This is a genomic window from Shewanella oncorhynchi (assembly GCF_030848765.1).
GTDB lineage: Bacteria > Pseudomonadota > Gammaproteobacteria > Enterobacterales > Shewanellaceae > Shewanella > Shewanella oncorhynchi.
Window position 1 is genome coordinate 767199 of sequence record NZ_CP132914.1, and the last position, 12980, is coordinate 780178.

The window sequence follows — 12980 nt, forward strand, 5'->3', positions numbered from 1 at the left end:
AGTTTGCGTTTGCAGAAGATGAGCTGTATTGATGTATTTTTTATATCCGTGACTTTTTATTTCCTGAGTAAACAAGGTAAATTTTGAACCCTTTTCCCCGTGCAGAAATTAGCAGTAGTGCACTGCAAACCAATCTCGCTGCGTTGCGTCAACAGGCACCAGCGAGTCGTGTGATGGCCGTCGTTAAAGCGAACGGTTATGGTCATGGATTATTGAATGTCGCTAATTGTTTAGTCAATGCCGATGGCTTTGGCCTAGCACGATTGGATGAGGCCTTAGAATTACGAGCGGGCGGCGTGACAGCGCGTTTGTTATTACTAGAAGGTTTTTTCCGTGCCACCGATCTTCCGTTACTCGTCGGGCATGATATCGACACTGTAGTGCACCACAGCTCTCAGCTTGAAATGTTAGAGCAAACTGTGTTGTCAAAACCTGTCACTGTCTGGCTTAAAGTGGATTCAGGCATGCATCGTTTAGGTTTTACGCCCGAACAATTTTCAACGGTTTACGCAAGGTTAATGGCCTGTCCCAATGTGGCAAAACCGATCCATTTGATGACACATTTTGCCTGTGCGGACGAGCCTGAAAACACCTATACCTCAGTACAGATGGCGGCTTTTAATACGTTAACGGCAGGCTTGCCCGGATTTAGAACCTTAGCAAACTCTGCTGGTGCTTTGTATTGGCCTCAGAGCCAAGGCGACTGGATCCGTCCTGGTATTGCACTCTATGGCGTATCTCCTGTTACTGGTGATTGCGGTGCGAATCACGGGCTAGTTCCTGCGATGGAATTAGTATCACAGTTGATTGCGGTACGGAATCATAAAGCCAATCAGCCCGTCGGCTATGGTTGTTTCTGGACCGCGAAGCAAGATACCCGTTTAGGTGTCGTGGCGATTGGTTATGGTGATGGTTATCCTCGCAATGCACCGGAAGGCACACCCGTGTGGGTCAATGGTCGCCGCGTACCCATAGTCGGCCGTGTTTCTATGGACATGTTGACTGTTGACTTAGGTCAAGGTGCGCAAGATAAAGTTGGGGATAGTGCATTGCTGTGGGGTAAGGCATTACCCGTGGAGGAAGTCGCTGAACATATCGGCACTATCGCTTATGAATTAGTTACTAAGCTTACGCCAAGGGTTGCTGTTTGCTTAGCTTAACCCTGACAAATGGAAGTATTCTGGGACACTTTTTAGCAAGAAAACGGTGATTAAACACCGTTTTCTTTTATGTAAAGTGTCAGGATGAATAATTGCCTCTACACGAATGGTTACTGCAAATAACACTATGAATTATAGTTATTTGTTAGCGGGAGAAGTGTCGAACCTGTAGGGCTGAGATAAGAGAAATAGTGGTTTGCAGTTCACCGTTGGCGACGCAATATGTTTTGGAACTGAGGATGAAGCTGTGCTGAACTGGTGTTAGGCGGCAAAATGGACGATAAAAATACCTCAATTCAGGCTACGGTAAACCAGCCGTTCTGATCTTTGTTATCTGGCTTTAAATAAGCGAATGAAACATAAGATCCAGAGCGACAGGATATTTAATGTATTTTGAGCTGACTGGCTTGATGCATTTAAGCTATTAGTTTTCAAAACATATTTCAATATAAGCAGTACCATGCGGGCTTGTAAATGGCATGATAATCTTAGTGCCATTAGCTTTATGGGAAATAGTATGGCCTTTTCCTGATACGACCATAGGAGTGGCCATTTCAAATTCATAGCCTTTTTGACCCAAAAGATTTTTTGCGCCACCAGTCACCATATTCGTAATTTCGCCTACTAAATCAGTCACTTCCTCGTTAATTTTACCCGGATTTTCGCCCAGCATATTCTGCATTATCTGCAAAACAAGCTTTTGTTCGAAGGTAATCGACAGTGATCCTTTTGTTTGGGGTCCTACAAGACCGATTAGGCCGGATACATCACCCTTTGCTAAGTTATCTACTTTGATTTGGGGTTTGCCCGGCGTCAAATCCATGCTCGCCATCGTAGATATGACATTGAGCAAAGATTGGAGGAAAGGATTAATAAAATTAACGTTCATGCCTAAGTTTGTCCTCTTTTGAGCCTAAACCATGGAGTAATGGCATTGCTTAAGGCTATTAGAAAAGTTGCTTATCGACAGCAATCTTGATCACACTCTATCAGCTTAGATGAGACAGCTATAAATGTGAGGCTAATTTAAAGATATTCTTATCATTTATCTGAGTTATAGGCAGTTAAAGCTCCATATAACCGTGTCCTTTATTGTTTAGACCGTTTTGTATGATGGTTCATAAGTTTGCTTGGAAGACGCTTATCGTCAAATAGCGTTGTTTTACGTCTCATACATACAAAAAATGGCAATATATCGGCTGCATTAGCCCCATTCATAGTGGCTCATGAGTGCCGATGCTGCAAAGTTTTTTAGCCTTTTTATGGAGTCACTCGACTTTTATTTGCACTTGAACTTGTGAGAAGGCGTTGCTACTCAACTCTCTATCCCATCGCGTCTTACGTAATCCCATTTTATATGGCTATTTTCGGCATTGTGGAGTGCTATCAAAAAGGTGTCTTGGCCTTGAGTGTCTTAGCTGACTTTGTAAAAGTACGATGTTCGCTGTAAACTGTCTCACTTTTTTGCTTCACCCTAACGACGCATTTGTAGTGTGTTGTTCAGTACGTGTTTTCAGGTCAATTACTGGGAACACCATCTTGAGCGCTCAATCTTATAATTTGGGATACCTCACAGGATGCCCGGCAATTAGACAAATGCACAAATGTGTAAAAACAGCTTAAAATGTGAGTGTAATGATTCAATCTAAAATGAGTAAACCCCCTGTTATATCAGCTATTCCAATCGATAGGACATTTTCCATTGCGCCCATGTTGGATAGGTAAGATTTTAATTTAACCATTTGATTTATATGAGGTGGTTAAAAGTGTGGTTCACTATAGGATCACCGATTTTAAAAAGTTGTTTCATGGTTCCCCGCTGGTGATATGATTGCTCAATAAACATTGAGGTGATCTATGGATAGAAAATCTTTAATAATACTCGCGCTGATATTAACGGTCGGTCCTACTTTTTCGGCTAATGCTGAAGTCTATAAATGTGCTGATGGAAAGTATCAAGCAGATCCCTGCGATGAAAATAGCCGGCCAGTTGATTTAAGTGGAATCGGTAGCTTTATTAAAAGCAGTGACAGCATTTCTCAATCAAGCGTGAGTTCAAACGCGACTTCTGATAAGAAAAAAGAAATCAGTACCTATATCGAAAAACAACGCATTGCCCGAGAGATCACTCGGCTTGAGGGTGATCGCAAGCGGGTGATTGCGGCGCGTGATCAGCGCTTACGTAATCTGCGTGAAAGTCGACAGTATGCGAATAACAACTTAGCCGGTGCAACGTGGCAGCAAAGCTTAGCTCAGGAACAAGTCGCTGCAGCGCAAGAGGCCGACACGCTGGTGTCATCTATCGATCGGCAGATTGAGCAGCTTAAAGACGAGTTAAAATAGTGCATGTACGTTTTTCCTGATTGTGTATTTGGTAAAGTACTGATAAATTTCATGTATTACAGTTGATTAGCTGTATCGCGTTTTTTACTGGCTAATGAGGTTAACGCGCATGCGCACTAAGACGTTATGTTTCCAAGGAAATTGTGTGCCATATATGCTTTTCAAAAAATGTGTATTTATAATTTCTCTTTCAATAATATCTGTCTCGTGTGCGCCTGTAGTTAGAGATTACTACAAGCCAATATATAGCGAAGGAGTTACACACAGTAGTGGCTGCGGAAGCTCTGGCCCTGCGGATGAAATATCAATACAGCTTAGTGGGGGAGTTGAGCTCGAAGTATCTAGTTCTAGTTCTGCAAAAAATGATAGGTTTAATAATTTTCATTTTACAGCTTCAATTCTTGCACCATCTGGAACATATTTTAAATTTGAGAGCGACGAAATTGTCATTACTGACAATACAACAAACAAAATATGGAATGTAAAAATTACTGAATTAATCACACGGACAGAGAATATTTCAAATGCTAATTCTGGTGAATCAGCTAATAAGGATGAATATCTCCGTGTTAATCCAACATCAAAGATAAGCGGTAATACCTTTTTTGGCTATAACACACTATTCGGTAAAAAGTATTTTAATTCTGGTGCGTCAATAAGTATTTTTTCAAGAGATATTGAGTATAAATTGGAAAACTACTCTATCCAGTTACCATCCATTATTATAAATGGTAAAAAATATATTATTGAACCTATAGGATTTTTACATGTGCGAAGCATAGGCATAGACCCTCTAAATTGTTAACATAACATATTATTCCAGCATCGCTCCGGCACTTCGTGCCCGAGCTGGACAGTTTTAACTCGCAGTTTTATGGTTTTGCTGCGCAAAAGTGTTCCATAAAACCACAACTTAAAAACTGCCGCTGAACTCGGCGTTAGTTTTCGTAGAGATGGAGCTTTGTATATGTTTAAGACGTTTATTTTTTCGTTAGTTATGATTGTGTCTCTTACTAGTTGTAGTGCAACAGGTCCCAAATTTACTCAAACTGAAGCGCCTGAGGTAAATAAAGCTAAAGTGTATTTTTATCGTCCTTGGGCCATGCTGGATGGCGCCGCAGCTCCTACGGTACAGATAAATGGAGTAGATAGTTTTGAAATCAGTAATGGCGGCTTCTATGTATTGGATCTTAATCCAGGTAATACCATAATCGCAGTCAAAGAGGGTGGCATTATGTCCAACTGGCGCGCTGGACCATTGCAAATCTCCCTCGATGTTCAAGCCAATAACACTTATTTTGTTCGTTTAACTGCTGAGCTTGGTAACGCTGCTTATCTTGGGGGGGTAGCCAGTATTTCTGGTAATTACTCTCTTGGATTGGTTAATCCAGAAACGGCAACGCAAGAGTTGCGTGAAACTAAGAAAAACTAACAAGGCAAGCCAGCTCGCACCTTCGGTGCTGGACTCGCTTGCAGCGTTAGAACTACTAATCAGGGATGGGTGTATATGTTACTAAAAGTGTTGTTCTCTCTCAGTTTGCTATTGAATTTTTACCTCATTTTTTGGTTCATTAAGAATAGTTACACCATCGAAGCTCACCCTAAATTAAAGCGTGATAATTTTGTTTTATCCCAATTTGTGAACAGCTCACTTACTAAAGACGAGCTTTTAATGATTGCAAAATCCAAATTAGGTATTGAGAAAGTAAAAGAACAATATAATCACCAATCATGGGACGATAAAAAATTTGCATCGTCTGTAATAATCGAGGGCATTAGCTTCTTTTTCAACGAAAAAGATGAATTAATGCAAGTAGACCACTCGTACAAAGCGTGTTCACCTTTATGGGTAAGGGAGTTTTAATAAACAAATTGTGGTCTAAACGTAAACAACACGCTGCATATTCGAAGCATTAGCCTCCACAAATCTAAAAATCGGATCCGTACTGTGTCCGTACACGTTGCGCTGCGGTTGTTTAAACTTTATACTCCAACCCATTACGGATTAACTCCGTACGATAGGAGGTTTTATGGCAACGGCAAGACTTGATATCCGTTTGGATGAAGAGATCAAAGCTAAGGCTGAGAAAGCATCGGCTTTGCTCGGGTTAAAAAGCTTAACTGAATACGTTGTTCGCTTAATGGACGAAGATTCAACTCAGGTGATTGCTGAGCATGAAAGCATTACTGTTAAAGCTGATGTATTCGACCAATTCATAATGGCTTGTGATAAGGCTAAGGCCCCGAACAAGGCATTACGTGAAGCGGCTGCATTTACTAAACGTGGTGAGTTTAAGTGAGTTACTCCAAGACTTTTAAAGAATTGGATAAATCACAACACGATAGAGCATCATTTGACTGTGGCGAAGCAGAGTTAAACGATTTTATCCAAACTCAAGCAGCGAAACACATGCAAGCAGGTATTAGCCGAACAATGGTTTTACCTGCTGCTACGCCATTACCCAATCAAAAATACCCAATTTGTTCATTTTATACTATCGCACCAAGTTCAATTTGCCGTGATACCTTGCCGCAAGCCATGGGTAAAAAGTTACCACGCTATCCCGTTCCGGTCTTTCTGCTTGCTCAACTTGCGGTCCATAAAGAGTTTCATGGTAGTGGGTTAGGTAAAGCTAGCTTAATCAAAGCACTAGAATATCTTTGGGAAATTAACGCTCACATGCGAGCTTATGCCATTGTTGTCGATTGTTTAACTGGCCAAGCTGAATCATTCTACGCCAAGTATGGTTTCGAGGTGCTTTGTGAAATCAACGGTCGTGTCAGAATGTTTATTCCAATGAAAACAGTCGGTCAGTTGTTCACTTAGCTACTAGCTCCCCGCCTTACCTGTCGTGCTGCCTATTCCTCACATTCGTGCATAGAAACTGTTTTTTGTATTCATAACAACTCAGTCTTAGATGCTGTTATGTATACAGTATTATTCGATTTGATCACATTTCACGGATTATAACCAAATATAGTTGTGCGCACTTATAGGGCTGATTCCAGTTTATACTATTTTTAATCAATGACTTATTGAAACGCGGCTTGAGATAATAGGTTTAGAACTCGCGCAACAGTGTTTTTCTGCATGGTTTCTTTGTTAAAGAACTGATAACTTTCTTTTATTACAAGTAATTAACTATGCGCGTTTTTACTGGTCTAATAGGTAAACGCGTGTGAGCACTTTTAAGACGTTATGTTTCACTGGAGCACGCATGAATTATTCATTTCCAGTAGCAGCCTTGGTTGCAGTATTTCTTGGGGCCTGTGCCAATCCGATCAACCGCGCTACTTTCGACAATTACTCAGAAACATGCGCAGTTGCCGAAAGTAACGGCCGCCTCGATGTTGCTGAGGAGGCTTGCTACCGAGCACTGGTAAATACCGATTGGGGCAACCTCGGCCCAGAGCTAAAATCTCAGGCGCTTTACAACCTCGGCCGTATCAAGCGGGGTCTATCCAAGTTCGGAGAGGCCGAACAACTGTTCAAGGAATCGTTGGCAATAGAAGATAAGTTGCCTGTTCCTTCCGAACAAAAGATCGGTCGTCGTCTTCTTGAGTTATCTGTTAGCCTCGCCGCCCAAGACAAGTGGTCCGATGGCGCCCGTTATCTTGAGCGTGTGCTCCCATTGACCGAAAAGTTTTCCCCGCGTGAACAGGCTTACGCCAGCGAGGTATTGTCCCAATATGGTAGGCACTTAGCTGCTGGTGCCACCGATAGTGATCTTGCTGCTCGCTTTGAAGCCAAGGCAAAGGCGCTCCGGTGAACGTGAAACATAATCTTGCAGTCGAGCGGACCTGCGCGAAAAGCCGCGCAGGCCGCTCACTTCCATGTTAGGTGTATCTAGAGTGTGGCGAATATCATTACTTTCTTTTGTTTTAATTGGCTGTTCATCAACTCCACCAAAAGGGTGTGAGTTTGATCTTAACGGTTGGAATAAGGTGATAGACATTCCAGTGTCATTGCAATCAAAAAATAAAAAAAACATTACGCATTGGTATGTAAATCACGACGGGGATTATTTCTTCTGTGAAAATTTTGTAGATAGTAATGTTTGTGGTCAAAACTTTGAAATACATTATAAAACACAACATGGTAGTTATAGTTCGGATTCTATAATGTGCATGCAATAATACACCTAACAAGAGACTATGGCGTCAATAACTAATTTATCGCTTTTGGCGCTTCCCATAGGGCACCGTCTCTCAACATCGAATTTAACGTCACCACCATCTTCCTAATACAGGCAATGATAGCCACTTTTTTAGGTTTCCCTGTGGCAACTAATCGCTGATAGGTGCTCTTAAAAACCGGGTTAGATTGTATGGCTGACATCATTGCCATATATAAAACCGTTCTCACTTGATGCCTTCCTCCTTGTATTTTTCGCATGCCTTTAAAGCGCCCGCTTTCTTTATTCATCGGTGCCACACCGACCAATGCGCTTGCTTCCTTGTTACTGATATAACCCAATTCTGGTAAGTTACTGATGATGGAAGCTGCGGCGATTTTACCGATACCTTTCATACTCTGAAGCAGTATATTTTTCGCTTGATAATCAGGGTTTGACTCAATGAGTTTAACGATTTTTATTTCAATCTTTTCAATCTGATTTTTGAACGCCGTTAAAATAGGTTTAATGGTCATTTCAAGTTCTTTTGGCAATATTTGAAGGCGGTTTTTTTCCATCGTCTGCATCACCAATAGTTGATTTCGTCTTGCGACTAAATCACTCATAGCACGCATTAAATCAGGTTTTAAAGTTGATAAGGTCGGCTTAATCGCTTCGCTGTAATGCGCTATAAGTTGCGCATCAAGCTTGTCAGTTTTTGCCCGTTGACCAATGGCACCAGCAAAGCGTTTTATGTGAACAGGGTTTGCGATGACAAAAGGTAAGTTTGCCTCAGCGCAGGCCATAATGAAGGGCATTTCAAGACGACCTGTCGCTTCGATAACGATGCGCTCAGGAGTGTATTTTTTAATAGTTTTGACGGCCTCTTTAATCCCTTTTTCATCGTTCGATACAGTGAAATAGATATTGAGAGGGCGGATATAAATGTCGAGTTGAAACTTGCCAGTATCAACACCTACGTTAATGTTTTGATTAGAAGTTGTTTTCATAATAAGCTAACTCTTGCTTGCAAATGCGGGTTCGAGACCCAGTAGACTATTCGAGTATTTTGCTTGGAGTCCTTTGTCGCGTTCTTTCTTGTTATCGGTCTCTCAATAGAGGAGCCAGCGTTCAATCGAACTACGACAAGGAAAGCTTTAGTTGCAGCTAAAGCCTGGGTCTCACATTACCCGAAACTGGAAATTATTTGTAATCAGGTGAGTTTATTATCCATACAAGCCAATTAAGTGCGGGACTGCTAAAGCTTGGCTCAGTTTCGCTCCGCTTCACAGTTTAGCCAAGCATTATCAGCCCCTTATTGGGGCGTTAAATGCCCCAAGGAATCAGAGTGTTTGCCAAGAGATTCTTAGATGAAAATTATGATTGCGCTGAGTACTTATCAAGGTACGAGGGTGGCCATTATGATGAGCAGTCTTTCTTGCAGTTAGTGCTTCCGTTAACTGATGTCACTATAAGCAATGAACATCAGCACTTGGTTATTGGTCATGCCGGTGCTGATGGTATTGAGTTTTGTTACCGTATCCATAAGCCTGGGGTTTGGGCTTTCTATCCAATTGAGGGTAGGTTTCAAAAGGTTGCAACCAATATTGGCCAGCTAGTAGAGGGGTGGTCCAATGGCACCATCAAAGTATAAGCATTTAACAAGCAAAGGCAGCATCGCCCCTGTGGGGCAGGACCTCGCAGGGGAGATGCTTTGGACGTCACGCCACCTCTCTGTCCTTCGGTGCAAAAAATAGCGCGACGGGGCCATCTTCTGTGTCGTGAATACTCAGCAGGAATGATCCGGCCTTGTCGCAAACGGGGTGCCAGTCACTGATATCGGTGTCGCCCTCGTCAAAGTAGCGCTCGATCAGATTTTCAGGCGCATCGAGTTCAAACCAAATCGCTACAAACTCGCCGCCTTGGCGCGCCGCCCATGCTTCACACTCCACACGGGTCACACCTTCATCCCACTCGGGCATATCTGGATGGGTCCAATAACCTTCTTCACGTTCAACTGTTGCTGCTTGTATCGGGTTCATGTTGCTTCTCCTTGGCGCTGTGCTTGATATGTTTGCCATGCGGGCAAATCAGTGTTTGATACTCGCCAATCAAGCTCGCCAGCCTTGTCATAGGCCACTGAGCCGCCATATTGAGCACCTTCAAAAGTAAATGTCGCAGTGCAATACAGTTGTGGATATGCACCGTTAAACGCCGTGAAGGTCAGATCAGGGCGCAGTGATAACAGCTGTTGCTTAAAGGCTTCGGCCTTAGCATTGTGTTCCCTGATGTCAGCTTGCTTATGTGAATGGCACGCCGCGTTGCAATAAAACGCCTCGCCGATGCAGATCACCGCTTCAATGTCCGTCGCATTGCCTTCATCGTCTTCGGCTTTAATTGGGTTGCCGCAGTGGTAACAGGTAAAACACCAACCATCAGCCAGTAACACTTGATAAGGCACGTTGCCTTGCTCAGCGTATTGGTCATATTCAGGGCAGCGAGTAACTGACATATCATCTTCAAACGTCAGATTGAGTTCGCCCGCACCTATGCGGCGAGCGGCGGCAGCATGTTGATGAAACACAATGCACGCTGCGCCCTCGCAATGTTCTTGTACTTGAAACGCTTTAATCTTGGGTGTGCTCATGCTGCTTCTCCTTTTATCCTGAGTTTTGATTCTGCGTTGAGTGCGAATACTTCGGCGTCGGCTTGGCCGAAGTCGCTGCACTCGATGGCGTTAAAAGACTTACAAATGCCCCAACCGTGATAGTTGTTTGGGGTGTACTTCACTTCGATTTGTTGTTGATCGCACATCAAGGTGAAGTAGGGCTTAGATAACGTGAAATCAAGCTCCATGCGTTCGCTATATTGATCAGCACAGCTATAGGCTTCGTAAGGATTTAATCCCCAAGTAATGCAGCCACAATGTGGGCAATTGCCACGCGTTTTACCTGTGGTGCGGCGGGTGCGTGGTCGCTTGGGTTTACGAATGCCAGCAGCAGTGATCATGCTGCGCTCGTTGATATTTGCGGCTTGGAAAGTGCGGCGCGCGATGGCGTCTATGTCGGTTTTTGCATAGATAGTGGCAACGATACCTTGTGTCTTGAGTTCGTTTACTCTGACTAGCGCAACTTGGTATGCAAATACGGCAGATGCCTTGTAACTTACAGAGCTAAAATCGACTGTTAGCCAATAAACATCATTGCCATCAGTGCGATCCCCAATGCGAATAACGTATTCCTCACAGCCTGACTTTTCACCCTCATCGCCAAGATACTGGTGATCAACGCGCACGGTTGATTGCTCATCGACAAGCTCCTTGCTAAGTGGAATGTCAGTGTGACGGCTATTAAATTGGCGCTGTGCTTCTTCAAGGGTAAACACCTCAGCTAGTTCTAAGTTGCTGGTATAGCCGCCACGGTCTGCCCAAAACATGCAAGTGCTGCCAACATTGCCGCGCGAATCGCGTAGGTAGAATAATGGGTTCATGCTGCCACCTCAGGGAAAAACGTTCTTTCAACGCTGGAGCGAACTGGGTCGAGTTTTTGCTGCATCGTTTTAAGAATGAGGTTTGATGTCAGTGTCACGGCATCGGCGTTTGCGAGTAACTTGCCTGTTTTGGGGCAAATGCAGCGGCCTGTAAAGTCTTGGCTGTTGCGACTCCAAACGAGGTTTTGGTAAGCGTGGCGCCAGTGGCGTTGGCCGATGGACTCAGCCTCGCTTGCGGCGCTCGCCAGTGCTTTAAGCATTACTGTCGTGGTAAATAAGCTGGTTTCGCGCTCTTTACTGCCAAGGGATTGGAGCTCCATGGCTGCGCCCATGGTGTTCCAAAAGTCATAGGCAAGGGTGGCGTGGTAGGGCTCAACGTTTTTCTTGGTACCCAGCATGATGGCCGTGGCGTCTTTAATTTGTTTAAAGGACCAATAAAATTCGCTCTGTGCAGTCGGTTTGTTTGTCGCAAAATCAACACGGCCTTGCATCCAGTCGATTTGTTTCACTAAATCCATGGTGAGCTTTGATAGCTCATCCCTATGGTTGTAGGTATCTGACAAACCTTGAGGCGGCTTGCTGGCATTTTGGTTGATATCGGTAAACGCTTGCTGGCGTTCTTGCAGCGATAAATTCATGTACAGGGTGATAGAGATTGAGTCTTGGGCAATCTCCGGTGATTTTTCCAATGCCTTTGCGATACCTGTGGCGCGGTGCTGGCCATCGAACAACTTGATAATCGAATCAAGGCCAACTTTTAATACACCAACCACGCCACTAATTTCGGACGCTTCGAACTTTGGCGCATCGCCGCCTGTTGGCACTTCAACCACGCCGATAATGCCTGGCAGAAAATACCCCGTTGGATTCGTTACCATGTAATTGCCAATGGATTTAGCACGGGCAGGGTTAACTTTGCGCTGGCTGCGGTCGAGCACACTGCCGGCATCGTCAATGCGTAACATACGAACCAGCACACGCATCGACATGATCACGGTGTAAAACACTTTACCGCCTTGTACGCCCATCACAGCGGGCATTGAATAGCACATTTCCATCATGCTTCTCCCTGTTCTAGTTCGTTTTCTTTGAGTTCTGCAACACATCTTGGGCAGACACATGGAAAGAACTCATTGTCGTTGATAGCCTTTTGCCAATCAGATTGGCTTAGGCTTTCGGTGATATCTGTTATTACATTGCGGTGCTTACGCTGGATAAATAACGTATTGGTGCAGCTGCTACAGGTAAGTTGGTAGCCGGACACCAGTTCGATTTCATCAAAATCAGCGGGGGATAACGTCAGCATATTGATTTCCTTATCTTCTAACCAAGAAACGGTGCAGACCTTTGGCGGCACGAATGGCGACAGTGCGGTCGGTGGTAAACTTGCCACCGGGCAACATCCAACCTTCCTTAAACGCGACGATATGGCCAACGCCGATTTTGATATCGCTGTGTAGTGGTTTGTCATCAGTTAACATGCTGCTCTCCTTCTCTCGTCATCACACACCGCAGTTCTAAGCTGCGGCTTCGCCGTTAAACACCACCAGATTGATGATGGGTTTCTTGGTTTTGGGGTTCACCTTGTCCGAGAGCTTGTGATAGCGAATATGCACATCGCGGTGGGCTTCTTGGGTCATGGCTAACACGATATATTGCTGGCACAGCGCGGGCGTCGATAACGAATGCGACAGGCGTTGTGGCTTCATGGTTTCAAACAAGTGCTGCGCCATATCATCCAACTTAGCTTGGTACTCGTCGGGGCTCAGTTGACGGCGGTTAGGGTGCGCACCTACTGAGGTGCAGCACTTTTTGGCCGCTTGATTTTTCGCTAAGGTCATGGACACGCCGTAAACAAAAAACATAGATACCT

The 12980-nt window shown here is 44.1% G+C and carries 18 protein-coding genes; 9 read left to right on the top strand and 9 right to left on the bottom strand.

Annotated features, from left to right (window positions below):
* Positions 1 to 83 precede the first annotated feature (83 nt).
* Entirely contained in the window at positions 84 to 1160 is a 1077-nt protein-coding gene (gene alr / locus RA178_RS03520) for an alanine racemase (RefSeq protein ID WP_306684550.1), read from the top strand.
* Positions 1161 to 1584: 424 nt separating this feature from the next.
* On the opposite strand, the gene RA178_RS03525 is transcribed toward alr, so the two are convergent.
* Positions 1585 to 2049, bottom strand: coding sequence for a chemotaxis protein CheX (locus RA178_RS03525; protein WP_105251417.1), 465 nt, complete (start codon positions 2047 to 2049; stop codon positions 1585 to 1587).
* A 968-nt stretch (positions 2050 to 3017) separates the two neighbouring features.
* On the opposite strand from RA178_RS03525, the gene RA178_RS03530 reads away from it, so the two are divergent.
* From RA178_RS03530 to RA178_RS03560, 7 genes are all read left to right on the top strand, one after another.
* Positions 3018 to 3503, top strand: coding sequence for a hypothetical protein (locus tag RA178_RS03530; RefSeq protein WP_306684552.1), 486 nt, complete (start codon positions 3018 to 3020; stop codon positions 3501 to 3503).
* Positions 3504 to 3657: 154 nt separating this feature from the next.
* A complete protein-coding gene (locus RA178_RS03535; RefSeq protein ID WP_306685390.1) occupies positions 3658 to 4308 on the top strand; it encodes a hypothetical protein in 651 nt (216 codons plus the stop codon).
* A 162-nt stretch (positions 4309 to 4470) separates the two neighbouring features.
* Positions 4471 to 4935, top strand: coding sequence for a DUF2846 domain-containing protein (locus RA178_RS03540; RefSeq protein ID WP_306684553.1), 465 nt, complete (start codon positions 4471 to 4473; stop codon positions 4933 to 4935).
* 75 nt (positions 4936 to 5010) lie between these two features.
* Positions 5011 to 5367 carry a hypothetical protein gene (locus RA178_RS03545; protein WP_220591990.1) on the top strand — a complete coding sequence of 119 codons (357 nt, stop codon included), beginning with the start codon at positions 5011 to 5013 and terminating at the stop codon, positions 5365 to 5367.
* Positions 5368 to 5533: 166 nt separating this feature from the next.
* The gene (locus tag RA178_RS03550; RefSeq protein WP_306684555.1) at positions 5534 to 5803 is read left to right on the top strand and encodes a type II toxin-antitoxin system TacA family antitoxin; all 270 of its coding nucleotides are present in this window, start codon (positions 5534 to 5536) and stop codon (positions 5801 to 5803) included.
* A complete protein-coding gene (locus RA178_RS03555; RefSeq protein WP_168826600.1) occupies positions 5800 to 6330 on the top strand; it encodes a GNAT family N-acetyltransferase in 531 nt (176 codons plus the stop codon). Before RA178_RS03550 ends, RA178_RS03555 begins: the two co-directional genes overlap by 4 nt.
* 391 nt (positions 6331 to 6721) lie before the next feature.
* Positions 6722 to 7273, top strand: coding sequence for a tetratricopeptide repeat protein (locus tag RA178_RS03560; RefSeq protein ID WP_220778102.1), 552 nt, complete (start codon positions 6722 to 6724; stop codon positions 7271 to 7273).
* A 398-nt stretch (positions 7274 to 7671) separates the two neighbouring features.
* Here the strand turns inward: RA178_RS03560 and RA178_RS03565 are convergent, their stop codons facing one another.
* Entirely contained in the window at positions 7672 to 8628 is a 957-nt protein-coding gene (locus RA178_RS03565) for an IS110 family RNA-guided transposase (RefSeq protein WP_306684556.1), read from the bottom strand.
* A gap of 338 nt (positions 8629 to 8966) precedes the next feature.
* On the opposite strand from RA178_RS03565, the gene RA178_RS03570 reads away from it, so the two are divergent.
* Positions 8967 to 9272: a hypothetical protein gene (locus RA178_RS03570; RefSeq protein ID WP_105251424.1), complete on the top strand. Its 306-nt coding sequence runs from the start codon at positions 8967 to 8969 to the stop codon at positions 9270 to 9272.
* 67 nt (positions 9273 to 9339) lie between these two features.
* On the opposite strand, the gene RA178_RS03575 is transcribed toward RA178_RS03570, so the two are convergent.
* From RA178_RS03575 to RA178_RS03605, 7 genes are all read right to left on the bottom strand, one after another.
* Entirely contained in the window at positions 9340 to 9660 is a 321-nt protein-coding gene (locus RA178_RS03575; protein WP_306684557.1) for a hypothetical protein, read from the bottom strand.
* Positions 9657 to 10265 (bottom strand): hypothetical protein, encoded by a 609-nt coding sequence (locus tag RA178_RS03580; RefSeq protein WP_306684559.1) that lies wholly within the window; start codon positions 10263 to 10265, stop codon positions 9657 to 9659. Before RA178_RS03580 ends, RA178_RS03575 begins: the two co-directional genes overlap by 4 nt.
* Positions 10262 to 10474, bottom strand: coding sequence for a hypothetical protein (locus tag RA178_RS03585; RefSeq protein WP_306685391.1), 213 nt, complete (start codon positions 10472 to 10474; stop codon positions 10262 to 10264). The genes RA178_RS03580 and RA178_RS03585 overlap by 4 nt, the downstream gene beginning before the upstream one ends.
* A gap of 629 nt (positions 10475 to 11103) precedes the next feature.
* Positions 11104 to 12168, bottom strand: a complete 1065-nt coding sequence (locus RA178_RS03590; protein WP_306684561.1) for a DGQHR domain-containing protein — start codon at positions 12166 to 12168, stop codon at positions 11104 to 11106.
* Entirely contained in the window at positions 12165 to 12413 is a 249-nt protein-coding gene (locus tag RA178_RS03595) for a hypothetical protein (RefSeq protein WP_306684563.1), read from the bottom strand. The genes RA178_RS03590 and RA178_RS03595 overlap by 4 nt, the downstream gene beginning before the upstream one ends.
* A 10-nt stretch (positions 12414 to 12423) precedes the next feature.
* Positions 12424 to 12588 (bottom strand): hypothetical protein, encoded by a 165-nt coding sequence (locus RA178_RS03600; protein WP_006083880.1) that lies wholly within the window; start codon positions 12586 to 12588, stop codon positions 12424 to 12426.
* A gap of 36 nt (positions 12589 to 12624) precedes the next feature.
* Positions 12625 to 12972, bottom strand: coding sequence for a hypothetical protein (locus RA178_RS03605; protein ID WP_306684567.1), 348 nt, complete (start codon positions 12970 to 12972; stop codon positions 12625 to 12627).
* Positions 12973 to 12980 lie beyond the last annotated feature (8 nt).

Bases quoted from the DNA above. Each gene is read 5' to 3' on its own strand.
- RA178_RS03600 (WP_006083880.1), bottom strand. From the start codon at position 12,588: ATGTTAACTGATGACAAACCACTACACAGCGATATCAAAATCGGCGTT.
- RA178_RS03540 (WP_306684553.1), top strand. From the start codon at position 4,471: ATGTTTAAGACGTTTATTTTTTCGTTAGTTATGATTGTGTCTCTTACT.
- RA178_RS03565 (WP_306684556.1), bottom strand. From the start codon at position 8,628: ATGAAAACAACTTCTAATCAAAACATTAACGTAGGTGTTGATACTGGC.
- RA178_RS03595 (WP_306684563.1), bottom strand. From the start codon at position 12,413: ATGCTGACGTTATCCCCCGCTGATTTTGATGAAATCGAACTGGTGTCC.
- RA178_RS03550 (WP_306684555.1), top strand. From the start codon at position 5,534: ATGGCAACGGCAAGACTTGATATCCGTTTGGATGAAGAGATCAAAGCT.
- RA178_RS03605 (WP_306684567.1), bottom strand. From the start codon at position 12,972: ATGTTTTTTGTTTACGGCGTGTCCATGACCTTAGCGAAAAATCAAGCG.
- RA178_RS03580 (WP_306684559.1), bottom strand. From the start codon at position 10,265: ATGAGCACACCCAAGATTAAAGCGTTTCAAGTACAAGAACATTGCGAG.
- RA178_RS03585 (WP_306685391.1), bottom strand. From the start codon at position 10,474: ATGGAGCTTGATTTCACGTTATCTAAGCCCTACTTCACCTTGATGTGC.
- RA178_RS03545 (WP_220591990.1), top strand. From the start codon at position 5,011: ATGTTACTAAAAGTGTTGTTCTCTCTCAGTTTGCTATTGAATTTTTAC.
- RA178_RS03525 (WP_105251417.1), bottom strand. From the start codon at position 2,049: ATGAACGTTAATTTTATTAATCCTTTCCTCCAATCTTTGCTCAATGTC.
- RA178_RS03530 (WP_306684552.1), top strand. From the start codon at position 3,018: ATGGATAGAAAATCTTTAATAATACTCGCGCTGATATTAACGGTCGGT.
- RA178_RS03575 (WP_306684557.1), bottom strand. From the start codon at position 9,660: ATGAACCCGATACAAGCAGCAACAGTTGAACGTGAAGAAGGTTATTGG.
- RA178_RS03590 (WP_306684561.1), bottom strand. From the start codon at position 12,168: ATGATGGAAATGTGCTATTCAATGCCCGCTGTGATGGGCGTACAAGGC.
- RA178_RS03535 (WP_306685390.1), top strand. From the start codon at position 3,658: ATGCTTTTCAAAAAATGTGTATTTATAATTTCTCTTTCAATAATATCT.
- RA178_RS03560 (WP_220778102.1), top strand. From the start codon at position 6,722: ATGAATTATTCATTTCCAGTAGCAGCCTTGGTTGCAGTATTTCTTGGG.